The organism is Methylicorpusculum sp. (genome assembly GCF_030651835.1).
Lineage (GTDB): Bacteria > Pseudomonadota > Gammaproteobacteria > Methylococcales > Methylomonadaceae > Methylicorpusculum.
This window is the reverse complement of record NZ_JAUSBX010000087.1, coordinates 59,232-83,762: the sequence shown is the minus strand read 5'-3', so window position 1 is coordinate 83,762 and position 24,531 is coordinate 59,232. Positions and strand designations below refer to the sequence as shown.

Genomic DNA, 24,531 nt, shown 5'->3' with positions numbered 1-24,531 from the left:
GGATGGAAACCTCCTTTTTTCTCAGTTTACGATGGAAGTTAGCCTTACTGTTCGGCGGTATTTTTATTCTATTAAACTGTCTGTTTGCCTATTTTGCTTATTCTGATGCGAAACAAGGATTCAGCGAAGAGCGGATGTTGTTGCGCAATAAACAGGATAATCTGGCGAAAATGTTATCTGAGGATTCATTCCAGAATCTGGAACAGTTAGCAGAGCTGTTCGTCCTGAATGCTCAAGAGTTCAATCATAATTCCGATCAAAAAATGCTCAGTGTTTTTGACCGTAATTGGGAACAATGGGAGTTTATCTGGGGCTTGGAAAATATCACGGTCTTTGACGCCACCGGCTTAAAAATAAAATCCAGAGGAAGAAAAATTAATACCGATCGTGCGCTTATCGATCAGATGCTGCAATCGGAATCGCCTGTTCATACCATCATTTGTTCGCAAACGTCCTGTTATCAACAAGTGATTGTGCCGGTAATGGGTAAAGGCACTCTGGTCGGCGCATTCAGTATGGCTAGAACGTTCGCCGATACCGTCATCAAATTCAAAGAGGCCACTCGCGTCGATGTGGGTGTTTTGATGGATTCTCCTAAAAAGTTAACCAACGGCTGGCCCTACGCGCTTTCAGCCAAGACTTTTGCGGGATTGGATTTTGATTTGTTCGCTTACCTGACCGAACGCTACACATTCGAGCAGTTATTAAACAAGAGCGGAACCTTAACGGTTAATGATCAGGTTTATGAAGTAAGAATTCGACCGTTGAGACTGGATAGTTCGACTCAGGCGCCGTTTTTACTGATTGCCGAGGAAATTACCGGAAATATTCGCCTGCTGGATATTCAATTGGAAAAAGTCTGGATACAGGGTGTGATGAGCTTACTTTGCTCGTTAGCGGTATTAGTCCTTGTGTCATGGTTTTTTTTACGGCGTATTGCTCACCTTGCCAAGGCGCTGCCTCTTTTGGCAACGCATGAGTACAATCAATTCAGGAAAGAGCTCGTTCAAAAAAAATGGTTGAGTTTGGGTTTCGATGAAGTCGATAAACTGAATGATACAGTTTTGACCCTAGCCCTGCAGCTGGAAAATTTAGAACACATAGTCCGCAAAAATACGCTGCAAATTTTAGAAAAAAGTCAGGAATTAGCCTCTGAACGCGATTCTATCCAGGAGTTAGTCAATTCTGCGCCAGTCATCATGCTGACGCAAAAAGTCAACGGGCAAATATTGACTATCAATCAAGAGGGTGTGAAGGTCTTTGGTGAAGAAAAAAATAAGGTAATTGGGCGACTTTTCGATCTGTATCTGCCACCGGCAGAAGCGCACCATCTGAATCAGCTGGACCAGTTACGTTTATCCAAATCAACGCACCCGGTTCAGATAGAGGGCGGCTTCATAAGCAGCACCGGAAGTTTTCTACATGTTTTTTGGATTCATACGCTTTTTAATTCAAACCGGCAAGGCAGTGAACCGATAGTTCTCTCGCTGGGAATGGATATTAGCGCTGAAAAACAGACCGAACAGAAAATGTTGAAAATGGCGTCTTTTGATCCGGCAACCGGACTGGGCAATCGGCAGCGATTTCAACGAGAACTGCCGCAAGCTTTGAATATAGCAAAACGTTACGGACATGCAGTGGCACTGCTTTATTTTGATATGCAGCACCTTGACTTGGCTCAGGAGGCAGTCGCTCAGGCAGTTGATAAAAGAGTCATGGTGAAAGTGGCGAGTCATTTAAAGCAGTTCATGCGCGAAACCGATTTGCTGTGTCGGATCGGCGAAAGCCAGCTTGTCCTGATTTTGCCGGATGCTCAGACACAGGGGGTAGTGTCCCTGGCACAGAAGATGATCAAACGGATCAGTTCGTTGAAATTAATCTTGGGCAGCCAGTACGGAGAAATAGCCACCAACATCGGCATCGCTTTCTATCCTCTGCATGCAGATAGTCCGGATCACTTGGTCGCGAATGCAGAACGGGCAATGAACTATGCCAAACTGAATGGGAAAAACTTTTATTATGTTTATGAGCAGACGCTTACAAATAAGTACGAAGCTAATCTGAATCAGAACACTATCCGGCAGATACAGCAACTGTTGGAAAACGATGACGGGGTATTAAGTTTTACACCGGTTTTTGATGTCCATCTAAGACAGGTCGGCTTTTATCAATGTTCAATTTGCTTAGCCTCGCCAAACGGCGATATCCCCCTATCCAGGGAATATGGTCAGGTCATTGAGCAACTCGAGTTAGCTGAACAATTGGACCGCGTATCGATAGTCAGAGCTTTTGAAATTATTGCGAAAATGAAACGGAGCAATAAAAAAGTCAAACTCAGTCTGGCGCTCTCTGGCTCCTCAGTGACACAGGTTGATAGTATTGAATTGATCGGTTCGCTACTGAAAAATTACCAAATTGATCCCAGGCAAATCATTTTTGATTTAAACGAGCGCTATGTGCTTGGGCACTTGACTCAATCGCACAATTTTATTAACGAAATCAAGTTGCTTGGCTGTGAGTTTTGTTTGAGTGATTTCGGAGTGGAATTTTCTTCATTTTTTTATTTGAAACAATTGCCCATTGATTACGTCCGCATTGATGGCTCTTTTATAAAGCGAATGGATCAACATAAAGAAGATAATATGTATGTGCGGGCTTTAGTCGATGTTATCCACGCCTTCGGCAAGAAGGTCATTGTTGACGATGTGGAGAGCGACCGTGTTCTCGCATTGGTTGAACAAATGGGTGTCGAGTATGCCCGGGGTAGTTTTTTCGATGAGCGGGTTGATAACCAATCGGCTAGCCTTTCCTTCTCAAGTCCTTTGACACTGTAACCGCATACCTCCTTCGCTAGCACGGTTCTGAGCCTTTCAATTATTCTTTTTAGGATAAGGGGAACATTTCAAACGTCACAGTCACTCAAGCTTGTTATACAATACGCCACTTGCTTAGCCCGGATTAAGAACGTGTAATGCTGCTGGCTTATTTAGAGAATGACAGTCAATGACGGTTGTAGGGAATACATAGATTTCAGCAGGGCGTTGCCAGGGTTTGCCTCAGATTTGATTTAAAGAAGGAGAAAAGTGTTTTGACACAGGTACAGGATATTACGAGTCCAATGACGTTGCTGGAAAAAAAAGCAACCTGGTCTTTGGCGGCGATTTATGCGCTGCGAATGCTGGGTCTGTTTATGATTTTGCCGGTTTTGTCTTTGTATGCTGAACAATTGGATGGTGCCACCCCCTCATTAATGGGCTTGGCAATGAGTATCTACGGATTTTCTCAAGTGCTCTTACAAATACCCTTCGGGCTTTTGTCGGACCGGTACGGGCGGAAAAAAATTATCGTTTTCGGGTTGCTGATATTTGCACTGGGTAGTGTAGTGGCTGCCGTTTCCACAACCATTTACGGTGTGTTGATAGGAAGAACCTTACAAGGTGCCGGCGCCATTTCGGCAGCCGTTATGGCTTTGGTCGCCGATTTGACTCAAGAAGTCCATAGAACCAAGGCGATGGCAATCATAGGCTTGAGTATTGGGGGTTCTTTTGGGATAGGCCTGATTGCTGGCCCTGTTTTCTCTCATTGGTTTGGTGTTCCCGGATTATTCTGGCTGACTGCCGTACTTACGTTGATAGCCGTCTTGACCATCATTTACGTCGTGCCTGATCCTAAGCAATCCAAGCTGCACCGGGACGCCGAATTCGTTCCGTCAGAAATGATGCATGTACTTCGAAGCCCGGATCTCCTGAGACTGGATTACGGTATTTTTGTATTGCACATGATGCTTACCGCCAGCTTTGTTGTGATTCCCTTGTTGCTTCGCGATACCGGTATGGCGGGCGGACAGCACTGGCAGATTTATTTACCGATCTTTGTCATATCGATGGCGTTGGCAGTGCCTTTTGTTATAGTCGCCGAAAAAAAACGGAAAATGAAAAGCGTTTTTCTAGGCGCCATTGCGGTGGTTTCAGTAGCACAAATAGGCTTGGCTCAATTTCATGACAATCAGATAGGCATCATCGCTTTTCTGGGCCTATTTTTTTGCGGGTTCAACTTGCTGGAAGCGACGTTGCCCTCGCTTATTTCCAAAACCGCTCCCGGTGATTTAAAAGGAACCGCGATGGGGGCTTATTCAAGCTCGCAGTTTTTGGGCTTGGCTATTGGCGGCGTGTTGGGCGGATGGTGTTACGGCGAATACGGTGCCAACGCAGTGTTTATTTTTTGTGCGGCGGCAGGCCTAAGCTGGTTTCTGGTTTCATTAGGGATGAAACCGCCTCGTCATTTGGCCAATCTGCTGATTGCCGTGGACATGATTTCATCCGATGAAGCTGATCAGCTGGTTAATCAAATGCTGACGCTAAAAGGAATAGAAGATGTCACGCTGCATTATGACGAAGGCGTTGCCTATCTCAAGGTCGACAGCCAGTTATTGGACAAACAGCAATTACAACAGTTGATTACCCAGGCCATGCCTGCTTAACACGACAAGTCTTTTGATCAGACCACTATTTTTCTGGAGAACCTATGCTAAATAAAGTTACTTTAATCGGACGATTGGGCGTGGATCCCGAAGTTCGTTATATGCCTAGCGGCGGCGCAGTCACCACCATTCGCCTTGCTACATCAAGACGCTGGCGGGATAAACAAACCAACGAACGTAAAGAAGAGACAGAATGGCACAGGGTCGTTTTTTTTGCGCGGTTAGCGGAAATTGCTGGTGAGTATTTAAAAAAAGGCAGTCAAGTCTACGTGGAAGGGCGCATTCGAACCCAGAAATGGCAGGGCCAGGACGGACAAGACCGCTACACCACAGAAATTGTTGCAGAAGAAATGCACATGCTGGATAGCCGTAGCGGAGGCACGGCCAATTATGCGGAAAGTGGGGGAGGCGGGTATGCTCCATCAGAACAACCATCAAGGCCCTCAGGTTCAGGCAATAGCCCCTCTAATCCACCCGCTTCAGCGCCCGCCCAGTTTGACGATTTTGATGACGATATTCCGTTTTGATGAACACCTGATAGAGACAATCAAATAAAAAATACCAACAAATGGGCTTATGCCGAAGGGACTCTCAGAGCCCGTAGGATGTGCCGACGCCAGGAGGCGCATCAATCGCGACCGATGCGCTTCACGTTGTTCAGCACATCCTACTTCCGGATTATGGCATTCCCTGCCGGAATGCTGGTTCTCCGTAGGCTGGGCTAAGCCAAACGGATGGGGCATTAGGTTCCCTATTCGTCAATGCTGGATTTATCATTGAGGGGATTTGTAACATAAATGATAAACCTGATATTGCCAATTTAAGGGCCAAACCAATAAGATAATTGCCTGTATGAGCCGTGGTAGAAGCATTCTATAAGGTCGGCGTAAAATCCATTCTTTTGACAGAATATGGTAATCAGCCCATCGACTTTCCACAGTTAGCCCGGAACGAGAAAATAGGGCCTCCCAGTCATCGAGACATCTAATGGTTTCTTTGATCGCTTGTTGTTGTGTGCCTTTAAATAAACTCAAACGATAAGTAAGAAACCCCGCATTGGGAACCAGAATTAAAAAGCGTGCATCAGGTTTCGCGACTCGGACCATTTCTTCAACAGCCTTCGGTTGATCTAAAAAATGTTCCAGTGAACCGAGGCAGGTGATTACGTCAAAAAAGGCGTCAGGGAAAGGTAGGCTTTCAGCAATACCAACTTCAACATGACTATCGGGTAATCTTTCATGACATACCTCAATGGCTCGTGTGGAAATGTCAATCCCGTTTACTTGAGCGCCCGATTTACTGGCAGCCTCAAGCCAGGCCCCAGTTCCACAGGCAATGTCCAGCAGTTGTTCACCTGGTTTAATATTGATTTTTTTCGCTAATGTACGTAAATGAAAACTGGGCTTCTTTGCCTGACTTGCTGCAGAGTAGTAAACAGTATCATAAAATTTTTCGACGGCTTGATAGTCATTCTTGTTCATTGGTTTTGCTCATTTTGAGTAATTAATTCCCAGCAAAGCTGCTTTATTCTGTCGCCGAAAATGTCCCATGAAAATTCTGCTCCATGTTGGCGGCAACTGTCAGGGGTCACTGTTTGGTGTGATGAGTTGAGGTTGGCAAGGCTGTTTATCACCGTTTCAGTCATTGCCGGATAGTTTCCGGGTTCAATTAACCAGCCCGATTTATGGTGGCTTACCGCTTCAGGAACGCCGCCAACCGCAAAGGCTACCGTAGGCAGACCGTAAACGGCGGCTTCAATAGCCACCATGCCGAATCCTTCTATGTCGCCCGGCAGATCAAGCACAGGAAAAATGTGCAGTTGGCTGCTCTGATAAGCCGCTTCAAGTTGAAATTCGCTAACATGACCCAAAAAAATGACATGCTTTTCAAGCCCCTTGTCTTTTGCAGCTTGAGTGATTTTTTCCTTTGCGCCGGTTTTATGATGCAAGGCATTGTTGGGTTCATCGCCAATAATAATAAGAATGCAGTCCGGGCAGGCTTTGACGATATCAGGTAAGGAGTAAAGTATAAATTCAACCAGACCTTTACGTTCAGTCAAACGGCCAACGCTTAACAGAATCTTTAGATCTTGGGTCAACCCCAATTCGCTTCTAAAATCAGTTGAATATTGGGATAAAGTGTTGTTTTCCGGGATAACAACGCCTGGGTAAACGGTTTTTATTTTATTGGAACAAACCCCCTTATTAATCGCCAAATTGGCCGTGTTTTGACTATTGACCCAAATAGCATCACATGCGCGTATGGCGGGGAGAAATAGCCTTTGATAAACAGGGTGGGGCATAACAACATCCAAGCCATGGATAAAAGTAATTACTTTGGCTTGGCACAAGTAGCCTATTAAACGGGCCGATAAGGCAGTGATGCCACTTCCGGAAATGATAAGTGCGGGTTTTTCTTTGATTGCCAGACGCAGTGTTGACCAAAATGAAAACCAGAAGAATACGGGTAAAGGCCTGTGCGGAAATTCACAATAGCGAGTTGATGGGCTTAAATATAAAAGAATGTCAGCAGGGCCCGCGACCACCACATCGAAAGTCTTGTTTAATTCCAGATAAATATGATGATTAAGACGCTCCATTCCACCTCTGAGTGGAGGAAAGTTACGGGTTACCAGCAGGATCTTTTTCATTACGTTCTGCATCGCGATAATGAAGGGATGAAATTTGTTCGGAAAGAATGCCTATCAAAAAGATGATTAAGGACGACAGAATGAGCAAGGCGCTCATGTTGGTAAACCGGCCGCTAGTAAAATAGGTATAGGCGTAGTAGCTGATGCCTATTAAAAATACCGAACCGCTGATCGGTAAAAATAAGCGCATAGGTGAAAAAAGTGCCCCAATTCGCAGGATGATGATAAAAAATCGAACCCCGTCACGCAGCAGGCGGATATGGCTTTTGCCTTCCCGTTTTCCGGCATGGATAGGCACATAGGCGACCGGAAACCCGGAGCGAAAAAAAGCCATGGTGCTGGTGGTCGGATAAGAAAAACCGTTGGGCAAAAGGTAAAGAAATTTTCTGAATTTATTCGCTTTGACCGCCCGAAAACCGCAGGTAAGATCTTCAATCTTATGGCCTGTCATTAACGAAGCCAGCCGGTTATAAAATGAATTGCCAATTTTTCTGAACCAGGAGGCTTGAGTACTGACGTGTCTGGCGCCCACCACCATGTCATAACCTTCATTCAGTTTGGCCAATAGTGCCGGAATGTTTTGCGGATTATGCTGGCCGTCGGCATCCATGAAAATCAGTATTCCACCCCGCGCATTTCTGGCGCCGGTTTTGATCGATGCCCCATTGCCTTGGCTGTAAGGGTGGCTAATGACCCTGGCGCCGGCCTGTTGAGCAATTTGAGCCGTGTTATCGGTAGAACCGTCATTAATCACCAAAAATTCAGCATCCGGTACGATCGCCTTCAATTGAGTTAACAATTCCGGCAAATTAGCCGCTTCGTTTTTAGCCGGGAGCACAATGCTGAGTTGTATTTTTGAATTCACAAGGCAGTCAGATGAAGATGGGTCTGAAGTTTAATTAGATTGGATTAAGGCTATCGCCTAATCCAATCTTCGGGACTGAAGTTTAGCAGAACCCGGAAATGCAGGTGAACTTTGGTTCAACTTGATTAGGTGCAAAATCGGCACATGCAGACGATAGCTGTAGAGTGGACAAGATTGATATTGGCTAATTCTTGGGGGCGGTATTTGCTGTTTTTGCAAGATCGTCTAACATGTTTTGTTTTATCTGCTTAATTTCAGCTTGATAATCTGGTTTGGCGTTCATTAGGGCAGTGTTTGTTACGGTTTTTTGAGCGAGAATATTTTCGATACTTTGTAAGTGAAGCAGGGCTTCTTTGAAATAACCTTGCGAAGCAAGAATGCCAATTTGTACCAAACCGTGTTCAACATTACCCATCAGGGACAGAACTGTTTCAAACTCGGTAAATGCCTGCTTTGGCCTATGAGATCGGCTATAAACAATTCCTTTTAAATGATGCAGCTGAAATTGCAAACGAGGATTGCTTTTTAAACCTGGGTTTTTCATTAGAACGTCTAAAAAATTTAGCGCATTTTCAGTATCAAGACCCTGGCATTCGCCGGTAAGCATGGTTTCTACTGTGGCTTGTAAAATATTGAAATGACGGCTGTCAAATATCAGGTGTTCAGATGCGTGCAGGATTTCATTAAATTCAACTGCGCTGATAGGGGTTTGATGGCATTTTAAAATTAACCAATGCCAATAAATGTCAAGATTATCAGGGATAGTTTGTTTCGCATGGGTAAGCATGTTTAATGCTGCGGAAGCTTGTCCTGCCTGTTCTAGAGCCATTGCTGCGGTTCTTTGCGCGCGCGCGGAATCCGGATTTTGCTTTGCCCAATACAGCGTCAATTCCAGTTCATTGCCCCAAAGTTTGCTCAGTTGCTGGGTAAACAGGGCGCTAACAAATAGCATCAGGATGACAAATGCTTTGATCAGTTTAGAGTCGGCACTGACAAAAAGTTGTCCCACTGGCATGAAGAGAAAAATTGCAGGCAAATAGTTTCGATGTTCGAAATAAAGTTCAAGTCCTATCGTGGTCGATTCCAGCAAATGCCCCGCCAAGAAAAATAAAATGGCCAATGACACATAAGGCAATTGCCTGCGTAAAAATAAAGCAACAACAGGTAACAGCAGAATAAATACAACGCTATAAAGGGTCTGTATCGGTTCCCATAAATTTTTAGATAATTGAATGTTTTCATTCAGGATGCCGGGATAAGACATTTTGGGAATGAGCAAATTATAAAGATAACCGGTGACTATTCGGGATTCGGTTAATAAACGTTCAGGTAATGTGAAATTGCGATTGCCGAAAGGATGCGAAAATGTGTAGGGGTTAATCACATAAAGCAGGTAGCCCAAGACTAACAGGCTTGGCAACAAGAGAAAGACAAAGGCCCAATAGCGGTTTAAAGGCGTGGCCTGATTGCTGGGATGCCTGAAAATACACAATTCCACACAAGCGGCTAATAGAGGAAGAAGAATACCGTTTTCTTTACTCAATAAAGCAAGCAGCGTCCCCAAGCCTATACCTAAACTCATGTAACTGTAGCCGCGCTTAATATCAACGGGAATAAGCAAGCGACCTTTGCAATAAAGCCAGAGACCCGCAATCGAAAAGAAAGTGCTTAACATCGCCATGCGTTGGACAACATAAAGCACGGTGGACACAAAGAAAGGATGTAACAACCAAAAACTGGTTGCGACTAATGCAATAGTTGCTGCTTTTTTGGGTTGAGCGTTTAGGCTTAAAGAAAGAATACGGCAAAGCAAAAAAAGAAAAAAACCATTCAAGCCGTGTAACAGGACATTAGTTAATTTGAATGGAAAAGGGTCGGCCGGCCAGTTGGTGGCGTTGACTAAAAAACTGAGTAGGCTGATGGGGCGGCCGGTAGGACCAGCAATGCCGCTGGCTAGGTATTTAAAAAAAGTATCGAGGTTTCTGATGCCGTTGAAATCACCTAGTTTGTTGAGATTAGCAAAATCATCAAATAAAAATGGACCATTTAGACCGGGTAAGTAAATCAGTAGGTAAATTAAAATAAAGATCAACCAATTTTTGTACTTGTTTAGATTTTTCATTCATCTTTATATAAAAAAACCGACTTGCATTTATCAACACAAGCCGGTTTATAGATAAGGGTAATTATCTGATTATCTGCATGATGAGGGTAGATATTTAGGCGCTAGACCATCTGTTGTGCCAGATCTACAAACCCATTGAATTGATCCGGCTGTTGTTGCGGGGCTTAAGACTAAGGTCGCATTCGCTATACCGGAGGCCACACCGGTTCCTTTCATAGTCGCAGTAATTGTTCCAGTTGCTCCAATTACTACAGAATTCACATAGGTGCCTTGTATTGTGTCTGCAATGCCTGCGGTACTATTTGAATCTGGCATTTCTCCTTTGGCACTCCAATATTCAGATATTGCCGTCTTGGGTCCCGATGCCAAGCTCAATGCTTCAGTGACTTGAGATCTTGCCACATAATCTTGATAAGCCGGAATCGCTACAGCCGCCAAGATACCGATGATCGCGACCACGATCATTAACTCGATTAACGTAAAACCTTGTTGTACTTTTTGCATTTGAATTTTCATAGTTAAATTCCTTCGTTGGGGGAGTCAATTCGTTTCGAGATGACTAAAGCATTAGGTATGCCAAAGTAAATAGTTAATAAAAACTTTTGCGCTAATCAGGGCTTGCCTGTCGGCAATTCTGCGAATTTATTGATGTGGCGTGCAAGTGTTGAGGTCTATGCCGGGCTAAAGAAAAAATAAATCGACAGGCGATTTATTCGATTAATGGAAACTAGTACGGTGAGGGTTGCGTTATCGTGTCCTAAAGTGACAAATTTTGTCACTCAGACTTTTTGTCCTTATTCAAAGTAGGTTGGGTTTGCATGCTTTTCGCAACCCAACAATTAACGCCATGACCTTGAAATCTTGGGTTGGCTATCGCCTAACCCAACCTACCGACGCTAACTAATTCTAAAATTTGTCCTGATTAAATAGATGCTTCATCAACAACGTCTTTCCGGCAGGGATTGCCGGAAACCAGAGCACAAGGATGTGTTCGGCGCTCGCCATCCATGGCATCTGGATCTCGGCAATCCCTGCCGAGATGACGATTTTTGACTGAGCTGATTGATCTTTATAATCAGGAAATTTGTTGAGAAGCCGGCCCGTCTGAATATGTAATGAAAGGCTCCGAAGCCGGTACTTCAAGACTTTGCTTGGCTAAGCGGTCTTCGAATCTCGCGGTCTAGGGATCGCACCTACAGATGGGCTCGATCAACCTACTGCATCGAGGTCTGTTTAAAGTAATTGGCATCGGCAAATTGGCTGCTGGTCAATGCTTCCATAAAGGCGAGCAGATCCGATTTTTCCTGTTGATTCAAACCCAAGGGGCGGATTTCGGCATCCAGAAACGGATTGGCATTTCCGCCCCGATTGTGAAATTCGATGACTTCTGCGAGGTTTGCCAAACTGCCGCCATGCATATAAGGCGCAGTCAGGACAATGTTGCGTAAAGTCGGTGTTTTAAAGCGGCCCAGGTCGGTTGCATCACCCGTAACGGCATAACGGCCCAACTCCGAGAGTTCGGCGTTGGTTAACACCGCTTCATCCATTTTTGTCTCAGCTTGTTTTGACTCGTTAATGATAACTGGCAGTTTGCCTGCGATTTTGCCGAAACCGACACCCAAATTATGGAACCGGTTATCAGTCAAGAGGGCGCTGGTTTCTCCTATTTTATGGCAACTGACGCACCGCCCGTTTCCTTGAAATACCGCCAGTCCACGAATGGCCGCTTCACTAAGCGCGTTTCTGTTGCCACCGTAGCGATACTGGTCGAATGCACTGTCTCCAGCGATGAGAGTGCGTTCAAAGCCGGCGATAGCCATGACGACATGGTCAATCTTAATGTGTGCGGGCTCCAGGCCGAATACCTGCCTGAATTGCTTGATGTAGTCCGGATCGGTGCGGACAATGTCGACGATTTTCCGGTGATCGTTGAGGCCGTGTTCTATGACATTAACAAAAGGGTCTTTGGCCTGTTCTTCTAACGAGTTTCTGCGGCCGTCCCAAAACTGATGCGCGTAAAATGCAGCATTGATAACGCTGGGGCTGTTGCGGGTGCCGAATTGATCTTTAATGCCTGCTGCGACCGGTAATGAGTCAATAAAAGCGTTGGCGGGAACATGGCAGCGCGCGCAGTTGACGCTGTCATTGGCACTAAAGCGCTTGTCCTGAAACAGCTGTTTTCCCAGAGCTGCTTTTTCAGGTGTTTGTGGATTGTTCTCCGGTATCGCCAAAGGCGGCAATCCCAATAAAGGGTTACCTGATGGCGAAATTCTCATGACAAATGGGGGCTCGGGTTGATCTGAGCACGCGTAAAGGATGCAGGTTATCAAGATAAGTATGACGCGTTTAGGCATAGTCAATTTTCCTGTGGCTGAATCTCGAGTTTATACTAAAAAGCGCTGTTGCCAGCCACTTTGAACGATAGGCCGTTCAGTAGGCGGGGGCTATGCCCGCAATTGAACCACCTCAGTTCGCGGGCATGGCCTGCTCCTAAAATGGATATAACTTAAGGGTATTTTTTACCTCATCCGCCAAGCCTTTAAAGGTGGATGCGCTGTCGCTTATCCACCCTACCCATCTGCCACTTCGCCTTTTACGGTGACGTTAATGAAGGCTTGGCATCTCGACCCGTCAACTCAAGCGGTACAGGGTTCTTAATTCTTCCTGGGGCCAATCATCTGCTGGGACGTTGGTAATGAAGACGCTATGGTTAAGTTATTTCAAGTAGGACAAGTGGGCTCGGTGGCCTTGGCATTTGGCTGTTTTCATCGCCGTTTTTTGCCGTTTGATTGGTATGCCTAAAACACGCTTTCGCAAATTAGTTACCCGACTATCCAGGCTTCTGCTTGCTTGCGGGCATCATCTCCTCACCCGTTTTGGTGTGGAAAAGAATGCTGCCGTATTGAAATTTTCTAAAAAATAGACTACTTTTATCCTACAAGATTAAACGTATTTATTCGATTAACTGATTTAACATTCAAAACCAGACTTCCGTAAACACCTTAATCAAAACTTCATTTTGAGTGATTTTTTCAAAACTGAGTAATAGGTATTGTTTATAAATGCTAAAACGAATGAACCGGATGAGCGCACTTGATTTTTCATATTAGCCGAGTCTCACAGCCCACCCTATTTTCTTACTCAAAGAATACTTGTTAGTCCATTTCATCCGCTTTTTATAAAGCGGCACTTTATCCCATCATATCCAAAATGGAATATGAACTCCGAATCCAGTCGGAAGTTTGACCTGGAAGTTTTCCGATGACCGTCAGCTGGCAGTAAATCATCCGATTGACGTCTATTTTTTCCGGCGGTTTGCCAACGAATAACTACTTCAAGGTTGTTGCTCGCTCAATTTCCGTTCGTCATTTATCAAATTTTAGGAGTTTACTAATGGCTATTGTCAAAAAATCCAATGCCAGTAACACATACGCATCCGCCCCTGAGAGCAGTAAGTCATCAGCCATTTCCACACGCGATGCCGAAGCTCAGCGCAAAAAAGCGCGCACTCTCGCCAAGCAACAGCAGGCAGCTGAACGAATTGCAGCCGCTACAGCGCAACTTGCCTCCGGCATCAACGAAGCGGCGTCCGCAGCTGAAGAACTAAAAAGGGCTTCCGACCAGATTGCCACGGGAGCTGAAGAAGCGTCCGGGGCTGCGCAAGAGTCTTTGGCAGCCTTCAACCAAGTTGGCGCAGCAATCAATCGTCAAATGCAGAATTCAGACATCGGTCAGGTAAAAGTTGAGGTTTTACAAACGCTGGTCCTTAAAACCAGTGCCGAGGTGAACAGTCTTGTTAACAATGTTGGTATAGCCGCACAACGTCAATCTGTTTCGGTGGAAATGGTTATTGAGCTTGAAAAGCAGTCAGCCAACATTGGCGACATCGTTAAAGCTGTTGCTCGTATTGCCGACCAGACCAACTTGCTGGCTCTTAATGCGGCAATCGAGGCCGCCAGAGCGGGCCAGCATGGTAAAGGCTTTGCAGTAGTGGCCGATGAGGTACGAACACTTGCCGAAACATCCGAAAAAAGCGCACAACAGATTCAAGCCCTGGTGGGTCAAATTCAGCAAGAAGTCAAAGTTATTGCAGACAGCATTAATTTGTCAGCCAAAACCATTGAAGGCGAAATAGAAAATGGCAAGACCATCACGGCTCAATTAGAGCAAATCCGGCTGGACTCTTCACAAATATTGGTGGGCATTAGAGAAATCGCCACGGGCGCCCAGCAATCCGCGTCTGCAGCTCAACAGGCTCTAAAAGGATCGGAATCGATTGCAGCTGCCGCCGAAGAACAATCTGCGGCAGCCGAAGAAACTGCAAAAACCGTAGAAGAGCAGGCCCAGGCGTTGGCCGAATGCGAACAAGCCGCACAAAACTTGTCAGAGCTGGCTGAAGATCTTAAAAACTCCACCGATGTTGCCAAAAGCGCCGAAGAAGTCGCCTCTGCCGCTGAAGAACTGTCTTCTGCCGTACAGGAAATTAACCGTTCCGGTGCTCAAATCATGGCGGCTATTGATCAAATTCGGAAAGGTGCCGAAGTGCAAGCGGCCGGAACCGAAGAGTCAGCGGCTGCAATCGCTCAAATCGAAAAAGGACTGGAAGTCGCGTTGAATCGAGCAACCGACAATGGCGAAAAAGTTATCACCATCAAAAAATTGCTCGCAACCAACAAAAACGCCGTCGATACCATGATAAACGGTATATCCAATACCGCCGAATCCTCTCGGGGCAGCATCAAACAAATTAAAGATCTGGAACTGGTCGCTCGCCGTATTGACAAGATTGTGGACGCAATTTCCACCGTTTCCATTCAAACTAACATGCTTGCTGTCAACGGATCGATAGAGGCGGCCCGCGCCGGCGAATTTGGTAAAGGTTTTGTTGTAGTGGCAACCGATATTCGTAATTTAGCGCATGATTCTGCTGAAAATGCTGATCGGATCAAGGACTTGGTTAAGTCGGTTCAGGATCAGATCAGCGTCGTCGGGCGTGATTTGGTGGAAATTCTGGCGACTGCCCTGAGCGAAGTGGATAAGGCCAAAGCGACGACGGATAACCTGGTCATGATCGAAACTGACATACTTGTTGTAGAAACGGGTAATACGGAAATTATGGCGGCCTCAAACGAAATCGCTTCTGCTATCGCTCAAGTTAAAACCGGTGTAGATCAGATTGCAACGGCAGCTCAAGAAGCAGAAAAAGCCGCCGCCGAGGCGGCCTCAGCAGCGAACCAGCAATCCCAGGGCGCCGATGAATTGGCTGCCGCAATTGAGGAAATAGCTTCCCTTGCCGATGAACTGCAAAGCGCTTGAGTTCTCATCCATTCCTAGGAGTTTATTATGACTACCGAAACCGTGGAACATCGGAGCAATAATGCCCCGGTTGTCGAACACTCAGCCATCGATATTCAGGAATCGGATATCCGGCAGTTCGTTACTTTTATAGTCGGTGACGAAGTATTTGCAGTAGACATGGCACCCGTACAGGAAATTATCCGGGTTCCTGATGTCGTTAGAGTTCCGCTTGCACCTCATACGCTGGAAGGTTTGGCAAACTTGCGAGGTAAGGTTCTGCCTATTATTTCACTGCGGCGGATATTTGGTTTCGAGGAGCGTGAATATGATGATTCCACTCGGGCCGTCGTTATTGACCAGGGACAACCACTGGGTTTTGTTGTCGACAAAGTATCCAGTGTTGTAGGCGTTGAACCGGCAAAAATTGAGGATGTTGAATCCATTCGCGGAACCATAGACAGCGATTTATTATCCGGCTTGCTTAAGAATGTCGGTGGGCACCATATGATCATGGTGATGGATTTTGCAAAGTTGATCGAAAAGGAATTTGCCGATATTGCTGCACTCTCCAGATCGTCCGGGGGCGATAATTTACTGAGGGCAAAGAACAAGGAGGGCGCAAACGAAGAAGAGGCTACAAGTGACGAATTACAATTGGTGAGTTTTGCCGTTGCCGGACAGGAGTATGCTATCTCAATTGAAGACGTCCAGGAAATTGTTCAAATGCCCGAACACGTCATTCAGGTTCCTCATTCAGAAGCGCATGTCCTCGGCGTTATGACACTCAGAAATCGTCTCCTACCTCTGGTCAGCTTACGCCGTATGTTCGGATTGTCGCCACAGGACGCCAATGAACATAGCCGTATTGTCGTAGTCGCTCTAGGCAGCGCCTCCGTAGGTGTCGTGATGGACAGTGTGAACGAGGTTCTTCGCGTTGCAAAAGTCCATGTTGATAATATGCCGGGATTATTGGCTCGTGAAGGTGATCTATCCGATATTACCGAGATTTGTCGACTGGACGAGGGCAAGCGGCTGGTTTCCATTATTTCGGTCGGTAATCTGTTCCGTCATTCCGCTATTAAGGAGGCATTGTATACCGTGGACAACTTAAGAAAAGACACATCCGGCCAATTTTCTGATCACGCTGAAAATGACGAAATTACCGAAGATGAAGAGCAGGTGGTTGTATTTCGTCTGGATAAAGAGGAATTCGGTGTTCCCATTGAGAGCGTCCAGGAAATTGTGCGAGTCCCCGATCAATTGACACATGTGCCTAAAGCACCGGCTTTTGTTGAAGGCGTAATTAACTTGCGCGGAGCTGTATTACCCGTCATAGATCAGCGTTTGCGCTTGGGCCTGACAACTACACCGCGCAATGACAGGCAACGAATCATGGTGTTTTTATTGGGTGGTGTTCGTACCGGTTTTATCGTCGATTCAGTTACCGAAGTACTTAAAATACCAAAGGTCGACATTGAAAGTGCGCCGCACCTCTCAGGAGAGCAAGCTAAGCTTATTGGCCGGGTAGCCAATCTGGAAAAGCAAAAACGCATAATCCAATTGATAGAGCCGTCGCAACTTATTGAAAGTTTAGAACTTAAAAGTTTGGCTGAATTGGAATCATCAACTTAATAGGTCACAGCTTATGATCAAACTACTGGTTGTTGACGACTCTGCGCTGATGCGGCGTCAGCTAGTCTCGTTATTTGAAATTGAGGGTGATTTCGAGATAAGAGTAGCGAGAAATGGTAAGGAAGCGGTAGAGGAAAATATTCGCTTTAAACCTGATGTCATTACACTCGATATCAACATGCCCGAAATGGACGGCTTGACAGCGCTATCCTTATTAATGGCAGAACGGCCTGTCGCCGTGATTATGGTGTCTTCGCTAACAGAAAAAGGTGCCTTGGCCACTTTTGAGGCACTTGCTCTGGGCGCCGTCGATTTTATTCCCAAACCCGGCGGCACGATATCGTTATCCATTGATGTTATTAAACGCGATATCGTTGAAAAAGTAAGAGCTGCCGCACGCTCGAAACTCAGAACTGCGCATAGTTTGTCCTCCCGTATCCGCGCAGAACGTAGTCGGTCCGAACGCGCATCCACACCCGTAAGACGAGGTATAACCGGAGAAGGGTTGGTCATCATCGGGGTTTCTACCGGTGGCCCAAGGACTCTGGAAGATATCTTGCCGTTATTACCGGCAGATTTCCCTTGGCCAGTCCTGGTTGCCCAACATATGCCGGCGAGTTTCACACTCGCTTTTGCTAAAAGGATGAATGATCTCTGTTCGTTACAGGTCGTTGAGGCCTCCCATCCCATGCCGCTTGAGCCCGGCATGATTTTCGTCGGCAAGGGGGGGGCAGATATGACTGTTGCTAAACGTGCCGGTAAGTTAACCGTTTTATCCCGCCCCGAAGCTGCTGGTTATCTTTGGCATCCATCGGTTGAGTTAATGGGGAGATCCGTAATCGAACATTGCGACTTGACGCGCGTCATTGGTGTGATGCTGACCGGTATGGGCTACGATGGTGCCGATGCTTTTAATGAAATTAAGCTCAAAGGCGGACGCACGATCGCAGAGTCTGAGCAATCTTCAGTCGTTTTCGGCATGCCGGCAGAATTGATAAAACGCGGGGGTGCATCGGTGGTGTTGGATTCGGACAAAATTGCCAACCAACTAATCAACTGGACCCGATAACGGTCAGCTAAGGAGCGAATATGGCTATTGTCAAACAACAACCAATCCAGCAAACGAGTGTTGATGAACGTCAACGATCACGAGATTTGCCTGGACTGATAGCAGAATTGGAAGCCGAAGATCCGGCAGCAAGAAGATGGGCGGCTCGAGACTTGTCAGAACATCCCTCTTCCGTGCTGGCACTCGTTGGGAGGCTCAAATGCGAAAACGATTCCAGCGTCCGAGAAGCGATCCTGACAACACTCACCTGTCTGGGTGATAAAGCCGCTGTTGCCGGACTGGTGGAATGCCTTCGCAGTGAAGATGTTGCGTTGCGAAATGAAGTAATCGAAGCGATGAAGCAATTACCCGAGGAAGTGGCTCCGATAATGGGTGAATTGTTGGCCGATACTGATCCGGATGTGCGCATTTTCGCTGTCAATATCCTGGAATCGTTGCGACACCCTTTGGTTGAGTCTTGGTTGATCGGCGTTATACAAAACGATTCGCACATTAATGTTTGCGCGACTGCGGTGGATCTTTTGGGCGAAGTAGGTTCTTCGTCTTCCCGTGAGGCATTAAAAAGCCTTAAATCACGGTTCCCCGATGATCCCTATATCTGTTTTGCCGCCGATTTAGCACTGAAACGTATCAACGAGGATTGAATCGAATGGCACAGATCACTATCAGTGAGGAAGATTTCAGAAAGTTCCGTGAATTTTTTTATCGCAAGACCGGTATTCAGTTCGAGGAAACCAAGCGCTATTTTGTTGATAAACGGCTGGTTGAGCGTATCGAAGCGACTCACTCAGAGAATTTTCGTAATTACTTCATGATGCTGCGGTTTGAAGCAAGCGGCCTGGAATTACAAGCACTTGTCAATCTGATGACCGTTAACGAAACGTATTTTTTTCGTGAGGAGTATCAATTCAAGTGTTTAGTAGACTCAATGCTAAACGATATCACCCGTCGTAAAAAGGATAATACTCCGATTCGCATCTGGTCAATTCCATCGTCCTCCGGCGAAGAAGCTTACTCTATCGTCATTTACTTACTGGAGTATTGGCCGGGTATCGAAAAGTGGGATGTGGAAATCATTTCGTCTGATATCGATACCGATATTATTGCGCGTGCCCGCCGCGGCCAATATACCCCTCGCTCGGTACAACACTTACCATCCGCCTTGCTTAAAAAATATTTTCAGCCCCAAGCAGGTGGTTACCAGCTCATTGATGACTTGCGCGAAGCGGTTGAATTTACTCGTGTGAATCTGATGGAACCGGCAGACGTGCGTGCTTACCGCAAATTTGACGTCATTTTTTGCCGCAACTTACTGATCTATTTCGATGACTTATCACGCCGCCAAGCGGCAGAGACATTTTTCGACGCCTTAAATCCTGGCGGGTTTGTCTGTCTCGGCCACTCGGAATCGATGAGCCGAATTTCTTCGCTGTTCCGGGTCAGGAAGTTTCCGGAAGCAATCGTGTACCAAAAACCCCTGGGGGACAAATGAAACATATCCTCATCGTCGACGATGCCGCAACGGTTCGTATGTACCACCGCAATATACTCGAGTCTGCGGGATATGGAGTGGAGGAGGCTGTCAATGGCATTGAAGCTTTGGAAAAGGCCTTACAAACCACTTTCGATTTGTATGTTGTCGATATCAACATGCCTAAACTGGATGGTTATGGCTTTCTTAAGCAAATGCGCAGCCAGGAAATCACTCAGACGCCGGCATTAATGGTTTCTACCGAGGCAGAAGCCAGCGATCGTCAGAGGGCTTTTGGTGCAGGGGCTAATCTCTATCTTGTCAAACCGGTAAAACCCGAAGTACTACTGTCTTATGTCAGGTTATTACTGGGAGAGGCCGGAACATGAACCCACTATTGGAACAATTTCTCTCGGAAGCGCGCGAATTACTTCAGGGTATCGCTGAGAAGCTCCTCCAATTGGAGAAAGATCCAGACAGCACGCTGACAATGAATGAGCTGTTTCGGTTGGTACATACCCTGAAAGGCAATTCCGGTCTGTTTGAATTCTATGACATGATCCGAGTACTGCATGCGGGAGAAGATCTTCTCGATGCCGTGCGCGATGGCCGCTTGAATTTTTCTCAGCTAATGGCGGACCGCTTACTGGACGCCATGGACTTTGTTGTATTGCTTATCGATGAAATTGAAGCCAATGGCTCCATCGGCATAAATCATGGACAAAGCTCCGTTCAATTCGCCGATTCCTTGCGTCAGCTTATCGGTTCCGAAGGGGGCGAATCAGCAGAGACTGCCTCTATTTCTGAAGACAATTCGAGTGTAGCCGTTAAACCCATGATATTTCCTGGGTTTGATAGTCTGGGTGAACTGCCCGAAGAACTGCTGATGAACCATTACCGTCATGCTGTGACAGGAGGTCATCTGTGGTTAGTAGAATATACACCGGAAGAAGAATGCTTTTATAAAGGTGAAGACCCTTTCTTTCAAATCAGGCAAATTCCTGAGGCTTTTTGGCAATCAGTCCAATCAAGAGAACCTTGGTCACCTTTAATTGAATTAGACGCCTATCGTTGTAATTTAGCTTTCCATGTTCTGACCACGACAACATCAGAAGAATTACTTGAATTGTTTCGCTATACACCGGAACAAATCCGTATCGTCAAAGTGCCAGCCATGATGCTGGTTTTACCCCAAGGTGATCCTAACGGAGGACCTGTATACGGTGATTTTGTTACCGATGCCTTGGGTTTGTTGCAGAATGGCGATATCCCTGCCTTGCAAGCCATTGCCCGGACCATGCTTGAGCTCTCTTCACCCAGTTTATGGGTGTCCTCAGCTTTACGGTGGTTGCTATTACTGCTGGAAATAGAACCTGACAATGGCCAGGCGCATAGGATTCTAGTCGAATCGCTTAGAACGCTGACGCCACCGGATTGGCTGACCATTTACAATCCGGACGACCCGGACCCGGTTGCCGAACAAAAGGAAACGACTGTAAACAATGCGTTTACAGAGAGTGATCTTTTAGCATTTAATGACATCATGCACGCTCAACGGGAAATCCTTTCTCAACCCGATAGCGATGCTTGGTTGCAGGGCCGATTAAGCTCGGTAGCAGCGACTCTTGCGGCAATACACAAATCAGTGGGGCGAACCGATGTATTGCCGTCACTGGATGAGGCATTAACACTTGCTTTACAGGACGATAAAGCCGCTCCGCTTTTGGCTTGGCTCGATAGCCTTGAGTCACCTTTGGAAAAGGTGGTTCCTGATGTTCATGAAGAGATCGCTGAAATAGAACTGCCCTCCTCATCTTTGGAGCCAGTCGGTAACGGGATCAGCGAGACAGATACTGAAGTAAAGTTCGGGCGCCGCGCTGAAGATGCTTATACCGGCCCTAAAACGCTTAAAGTGGATCAGGTTAAAATCGACCGCTTGATGGGTTTGATCGGAGAAATGGTGGTCGCAAAAAACAGTTTGCCTTACCTTGCCAGTCGCGCCGAAAACCAATACGGGGTGCGTGAAATTGCTCGTGAAATCAAAACCCAGTATGCGGTTATCAATCGTATTGCAGAGGAAATGCAGGACGCCATCATGCAAGTTCGAATGATGCCGGTCTCCTTTATTTTTCAGCGTTTTCCGCGTCTGGTTCGTGATATTTCAAGGAAGCTGGGTAAAGACGTTACTTTGATTCTGGACGGTGAAGATACAGAAGCCGATAAGAATATCGTCGAAGCACTCGCCGATCCATTAATTCATATTGTTCGCAACAGTTTAGATCACGGCATTGAATCACCGGAAGTAAGAAAGGCTGCGGGAAAACCTAAAGTCGGGCGACTTACCATTCGTGCGTCTCAGGAGGCAGATCGGGTCTATATTGAAATCTCTGATGATGGCAAGGGAATCAATGCTCAAGAAATTAAACGTAAAGCTTATGAAAAAGGCGTTATTGATGAAGCCACAATGGAGCGATTAAGCGAGCAGGATTCTCTTAATCTTGTTTTTGCGGCTGGATTTTCTACGGCTGAGGTTATTTCAGACCTATCAGGGAGAGGTGTGGGAATGGATGTCGTTCGCAGCGCAATCGAAAAGGTCAACGGCACTATCAACCTGGAAAGCGAAGTAGGAAAAGGTACCCGTATCCGACTTTCTCTGCCGCTGTCAATGGCGGTTACCAATGTCATGATCGTTGAATTTGATAACCAGATTTTTGGTGTACCAATGGATATGGTGGTTGAAACCGTCCGTGTACCCAACAAAACAATACGAACCATTAAAAAACACCTGACGACAGTTTTAAGAGGTCGGATTGTTCCGCTATTGGCGCTTAACGAATTGTTGGGAATGGATACGCAGCCTCGCGCTAATGAAGAAAATGAGATGGCTACTTTGGTCGTTCGTATTAATGATGAACATGTCGGCATTATGGTCGATGACTTTCGAGAAACCGTAGACATTATCCTTAAACCCATGGCCGGCATTTTAGGTGGACTGGGTGGCTATTCAGGCTCTGCATTGCTGGGCGACGGTTCGGTCTTAATGGTCTTGAATCCAAAGGAGCTTATATAGTGCCCATAATTTACCAAAAAAAAATAGCGGTATTACAGGATAACGTAAGTATCGAAGAGGCAGAAGGCTTGCTTGAATGGTTAATAAAATACCCCAAGAACCGGCTGAATCTTGCCAATTGTAATCATCTGCATACTGCCAACTTACAAGTCATGATGGCTGTAAAGCCGGCTATTTCGGCATGGCCTAAAAATACCAATCTGCGTGCATGGCTGGAATCAGCCCTAAAAAATACCTGAGGATTACGACATGGCAAAAACAATATTGATTGTAGACGACTCCGCAACCATGATTATGAGTGTCAAAAGTAATCTGGAAATCGCCGGATTTATTGTTCAGTCAGCGGAAGACGGCGTTAAGGCAATGGCTAAGCTTAAAAGTGGTTTAAAACCGGATCTGGTGATTACTGACATCAATATGCCTAATATGAATGGTATAGAGTTGATTCAGAATATCCGGTCTTTTCCGGGATTCCGCTTTATCCCTATCTTGATACTGACAACCGAAAGCCAGCAAGCCAAACGTGATGAAGCCAAGAAACTGGGCGCTACAGGCTGGCTGGTAAAACCGGTGGGCGGAGCCGAATTGATAAAAATCATCAAGCAGGTATTACCGGGAGCCTAGAACAATGAATCCAGATATCGATAATGCTGATCGGCCTATCATTACCGGGAAAGATCTCTGGTGGCATTCATTTACTGCAGTGATGCTATTTGTATTGATGGGTTTATTCGCCCTGCTTTTTCATAGTGAATTAAGCCGGATTTTGGGTGGCATGCAGAGCATTGTACTCCTGGCAATAGTATCGATTATCCTTATCGGCGTTAATCTGAATCTGTTTCGTTTGGCATCCCGGCGCGAATTTTTAAAAGAAACCTATCTTAAAAATATTGCCGACAAGGCAATCCACCCGGCTGAACAGGCTTCCCAAATCATCCAAAAGCATTTAAGTATTGATGAGGCTATCGGTGTTCAGCTTAAAGGTGTGGTAGGTGAGACTGAGCAGGCTGCGATGATGTTAATTATCAAAGTGCGAAAGCTCAGTGATGCGGCTAATACCCTCGTGTCGTACCTCAAAAATTCAAATATGAAAGCCGGAGATATGGAGCAGGAATTCGGCGAAAGCGTTAAATTCATCACTCAGATTGGCCAATTTATGCAAGAGTTGCCCGGTCGTATCAACAAGGATATGGAGATATTGCGTGAAGCGGGCAAGGAAATTGACAATCTGGTCAAATTGGTTGACGTGATCAAAGAGATCAGCAAGCAAACTGATTTACTGGCCCTCAATGCCTCGATTGAGGCCGCCAGAGCCGGTGAATTCGGCCGTGGTTTTGCTGTTGTTGCGGATGAAGTTCGTAAGCTCTCCGACCGGTCGGCTCAAGCCGCTACCATGATAGAAAAAGGCCTGTCTAGCGCCCAACACACGATGCAAAACGGGCTCAAATTTAACTTTTTGGAAGAGTCAGCTCAGCAAATGAATGATTCAAGCAAAGTGATAGACTCAATACTGAATTTACAGGGAAATTATGAAGATTTGCGTCAATATTACAAAACACTTTTCTCTGTCGTAACGTCTCACAATACTGATCTTGCTGCCGAGATTGTTGAAATTCTGGGTCTTATTCAGTTTCAGGATGTCGTTAAGCAACGCATTGAACGCATGGATATAGCTATTGATAAACGCAATGAACTATTTCAAATTTTTATCCGGGATATCAATACTCCCGATGCCGGCATGCTCGAGCTTCCAATGAAGATGAATGATGTGCTGGATGAATATCTTTCTACTGAGCGCCGCCACGCGCCCGCTTCCACCAACACCTCAAACGACGATGAGGGCTTACCAAAGCTCGAATTGTTTTGAATTA

At 46.0% G+C, this 24,531-nt stretch carries 20 protein-coding genes; 14 read left to right on the top strand and 6 right to left on the bottom strand.

Annotated elements, in window-relative coordinates:
• Positions 1-2: 2 nt before the first annotated feature.
• The 3 genes from Q7V32_RS11055 (at position 3) to Q7V32_RS11045 (ending at position 5,007) form a co-directional block, all read left to right on the top strand.
• A complete protein-coding gene (locus tag Q7V32_RS11055) occupies positions 3-2,834 on the top strand; it encodes an EAL domain-containing protein (RefSeq protein WP_304897036.1) in 2,832 nt (943 codons plus the stop codon).
• Between the two features lie 284 nt (positions 2,835-3,118).
• On the top strand, positions 3,119-4,480 hold the full coding sequence (locus Q7V32_RS11050) for an MFS transporter (protein WP_304897109.1): 1,362 nt from the start codon (positions 3,119-3,121) through the stop codon (positions 4,478-4,480).
• Between the two features lie 44 nt (positions 4,481-4,524).
• Complete coding sequence (locus Q7V32_RS11045) at positions 4,525-5,007, top strand: single-stranded DNA-binding protein (RefSeq protein WP_304897035.1); 483 nt, start codon at positions 4,525-4,527, stop codon at positions 5,005-5,007.
• A 246-nt stretch (positions 5,008-5,253) separates the two neighbouring features.
• Here the strand turns inward: Q7V32_RS11045 and Q7V32_RS11040 are convergent, their stop codons facing one another.
• The 5 genes from Q7V32_RS11040 to Q7V32_RS11020 form a co-directional block, all read right to left on the bottom strand.
• Entirely contained in the window at positions 5,254-5,961 is a 708-nt protein-coding gene (locus Q7V32_RS11040) for a class I SAM-dependent methyltransferase (protein ID WP_304897034.1), read from the bottom strand.
• A complete protein-coding gene (locus Q7V32_RS11035; protein ID WP_304897033.1) occupies positions 5,958-7,130 on the bottom strand; it encodes a glycosyltransferase family 4 protein in 1,173 nt (390 codons plus the stop codon). The genes Q7V32_RS11040 and Q7V32_RS11035 overlap by 4 nt, the downstream gene beginning before the upstream one ends.
• Entirely contained in the window at positions 7,102-7,995 is an 894-nt protein-coding gene (locus tag Q7V32_RS11030; RefSeq protein WP_304897032.1) for a glycosyltransferase family 2 protein, read from the bottom strand. The genes Q7V32_RS11035 and Q7V32_RS11030 overlap by 29 nt, the downstream gene beginning before the upstream one ends.
• A gap of 184 nt (positions 7,996-8,179) precedes the next feature.
• A complete protein-coding gene (locus Q7V32_RS11025) occupies positions 8,180-10,117 on the bottom strand; it encodes a hypothetical protein (RefSeq protein WP_304897031.1) in 1,938 nt (645 codons plus the stop codon).
• A gap of 72 nt (positions 10,118-10,189) precedes the next feature.
• Complete coding sequence (locus tag Q7V32_RS11020; protein WP_304897030.1) at positions 10,190-10,636, bottom strand: pilin; 447 nt, start codon at positions 10,634-10,636, stop codon at positions 10,190-10,192.
• Positions 10,637-11,050: 414 nt separating this feature from the next.
• Here Q7V32_RS11020 and Q7V32_RS11015 point away from each other — a divergent pair, with 414 nt between their 5' ends.
• A complete protein-coding gene (locus Q7V32_RS11015) occupies positions 11,051-11,173 on the top strand; it encodes a hypothetical protein (protein WP_304897029.1) in 123 nt (40 codons plus the stop codon).
• 161 nt (positions 11,174-11,334) lie between these two features.
• On the opposite strand, the gene Q7V32_RS11010 is transcribed toward Q7V32_RS11015, so the two are convergent.
• Positions 11,335-12,396 (bottom strand): cytochrome-c peroxidase, encoded by a 1,062-nt coding sequence (locus tag Q7V32_RS11010; RefSeq protein ID WP_304897028.1) that lies wholly within the window; start codon positions 12,394-12,396, stop codon positions 11,335-11,337.
• Positions 12,397-13,513: 1,117 nt separating this feature from the next.
• Between Q7V32_RS11010 and Q7V32_RS11005 the strand changes: the two genes are divergently transcribed.
• The 10 genes from Q7V32_RS11005 to Q7V32_RS10960 are packed head-to-tail and all read left to right on the top strand — an operon-like array spanning position 13,514 to position 24,527.
• Entirely contained in the window at positions 13,514-15,436 is a 1,923-nt protein-coding gene (locus Q7V32_RS11005) for a methyl-accepting chemotaxis protein (protein ID WP_304897027.1), read from the top strand.
• A gap of 27 nt (positions 15,437-15,463) precedes the next feature.
• A complete protein-coding gene (locus Q7V32_RS11000) occupies positions 15,464-17,050 on the top strand; it encodes a chemotaxis protein CheW (RefSeq protein WP_304897026.1) in 1,587 nt (528 codons plus the stop codon).
• A gap of 13 nt (positions 17,051-17,063) precedes the next feature.
• Entirely contained in the window at positions 17,064-18,119 is a 1,056-nt protein-coding gene (gene cheB, locus Q7V32_RS10995) for a chemotaxis-specific protein-glutamate methyltransferase CheB (protein ID WP_304897025.1), read from the top strand.
• A gap of 20 nt (positions 18,120-18,139) precedes the next feature.
• The gene (locus tag Q7V32_RS10990; RefSeq protein WP_304897024.1) at positions 18,140-18,763 is read left to right on the top strand and encodes a HEAT repeat domain-containing protein; all 624 of its coding nucleotides are present in this window, start codon (positions 18,140-18,142) and stop codon (positions 18,761-18,763) included.
• A 5-nt stretch (positions 18,764-18,768) separates the two neighbouring features.
• The gene (locus Q7V32_RS10985) at positions 18,769-19,611 is read left to right on the top strand and encodes a protein-glutamate O-methyltransferase CheR (protein WP_304897023.1); all 843 of its coding nucleotides are present in this window, start codon (positions 18,769-18,771) and stop codon (positions 19,609-19,611) included.
• Positions 19,608-19,979 (top strand): response regulator, encoded by a 372-nt coding sequence (locus tag Q7V32_RS10980; protein WP_304897022.1) that lies wholly within the window; start codon positions 19,608-19,610, stop codon positions 19,977-19,979. The genes Q7V32_RS10985 and Q7V32_RS10980 overlap by 4 nt, the downstream gene beginning before the upstream one ends.
• On the top strand, positions 19,976-22,660 hold the full coding sequence (locus tag Q7V32_RS10975) for a chemotaxis protein CheA (RefSeq protein WP_304897021.1): 2,685 nt from the start codon (positions 19,976-19,978) through the stop codon (positions 22,658-22,660). The genes Q7V32_RS10980 and Q7V32_RS10975 overlap by 4 nt, the downstream gene beginning before the upstream one ends.
• Complete coding sequence (locus Q7V32_RS10970) at positions 22,660-22,899, top strand: hypothetical protein (RefSeq protein WP_304897020.1); 240 nt, start codon at positions 22,660-22,662, stop codon at positions 22,897-22,899. The genes Q7V32_RS10975 and Q7V32_RS10970 overlap by 1 nt, the downstream gene beginning before the upstream one ends.
• Positions 22,900-22,909: 10 nt before the next feature.
• Positions 22,910-23,284, top strand: coding sequence for a response regulator (locus Q7V32_RS10965; RefSeq protein WP_304897019.1), 375 nt, complete (start codon positions 22,910-22,912; stop codon positions 23,282-23,284).
• 4 nt (positions 23,285-23,288) lie between these two features.
• Positions 23,289-24,527, top strand: coding sequence for a methyl-accepting chemotaxis protein (locus tag Q7V32_RS10960; RefSeq protein WP_304897018.1), 1,239 nt, complete (start codon positions 23,289-23,291; stop codon positions 24,525-24,527).
• Positions 24,528-24,531 lie beyond the last annotated feature (4 nt).

What these genes read in the sequence shown, in the direction of transcription:
- Q7V32_RS11055 (WP_304897036.1), top strand. Translation starts at nt 3, where the DNA reads ATGGAAACCTCCTTTTTTCTCAGTTTACGATGGAAGTTAGCCTTACTG.
- Q7V32_RS11050 (WP_304897109.1), top strand. Translation starts at nt 3,119, where the DNA reads ATGACGTTGCTGGAAAAAAAAGCAACCTGGTCTTTGGCGGCGATTTAT.
- Q7V32_RS11045 (WP_304897035.1), top strand. Translation starts at nt 4,525, where the DNA reads ATGCTAAATAAAGTTACTTTAATCGGACGATTGGGCGTGGATCCCGAA.
- Q7V32_RS11040 (WP_304897034.1), bottom strand. Translation starts at nt 5,961, where the DNA reads ATGAACAAGAATGACTATCAAGCCGTCGAAAAATTTTATGATACTGTT.
- Q7V32_RS11035 (WP_304897033.1), bottom strand. Translation starts at nt 7,130, where the DNA reads ATGAAAAAGATCCTGCTGGTAACCCGTAACTTTCCTCCACTCAGAGGT.
- Q7V32_RS11025 (WP_304897031.1), bottom strand. Translation starts at nt 10,117, where the DNA reads ATGAAAAATCTAAACAAGTACAAAAATTGGTTGATCTTTATTTTAATT.
- Q7V32_RS11020 (WP_304897030.1), bottom strand. Translation starts at nt 10,636, where the DNA reads ATGAAAATTCAAATGCAAAAAGTACAACAAGGTTTTACGTTAATCGAG.
- Q7V32_RS11015 (WP_304897029.1), top strand. Translation starts at nt 11,051, where the DNA reads ATGCTTCATCAACAACGTCTTTCCGGCAGGGATTGCCGGAAACCAGAG.
- Q7V32_RS11010 (WP_304897028.1), bottom strand. Translation starts at nt 12,396, where the DNA reads ATGAGAATTTCGCCATCAGGTAACCCTTTATTGGGATTGCCGCCTTTG.
- Q7V32_RS11005 (WP_304897027.1), top strand. Translation starts at nt 13,514, where the DNA reads ATGGCTATTGTCAAAAAATCCAATGCCAGTAACACATACGCATCCGCC.
- Q7V32_RS11000 (WP_304897026.1), top strand. Translation starts at nt 15,464, where the DNA reads ATGACTACCGAAACCGTGGAACATCGGAGCAATAATGCCCCGGTTGTC.
- cheB (WP_304897025.1), top strand. Translation starts at nt 17,064, where the DNA reads ATGATCAAACTACTGGTTGTTGACGACTCTGCGCTGATGCGGCGTCAG.
- Q7V32_RS10990 (WP_304897024.1), top strand. Translation starts at nt 18,140, where the DNA reads ATGGCTATTGTCAAACAACAACCAATCCAGCAAACGAGTGTTGATGAA.
- Q7V32_RS10985 (WP_304897023.1), top strand. Translation starts at nt 18,769, where the DNA reads ATGGCACAGATCACTATCAGTGAGGAAGATTTCAGAAAGTTCCGTGAA.
- Q7V32_RS10980 (WP_304897022.1), top strand. Translation starts at nt 19,608, where the DNA reads ATGAAACATATCCTCATCGTCGACGATGCCGCAACGGTTCGTATGTAC.
- Q7V32_RS10975 (WP_304897021.1), top strand. Translation starts at nt 19,976, where the DNA reads ATGAACCCACTATTGGAACAATTTCTCTCGGAAGCGCGCGAATTACTT.
- Q7V32_RS10965 (WP_304897019.1), top strand. Translation starts at nt 22,910, where the DNA reads ATGGCAAAAACAATATTGATTGTAGACGACTCCGCAACCATGATTATG.
- Q7V32_RS10960 (WP_304897018.1), top strand. Translation starts at nt 23,289, where the DNA reads ATGAATCCAGATATCGATAATGCTGATCGGCCTATCATTACCGGGAAA.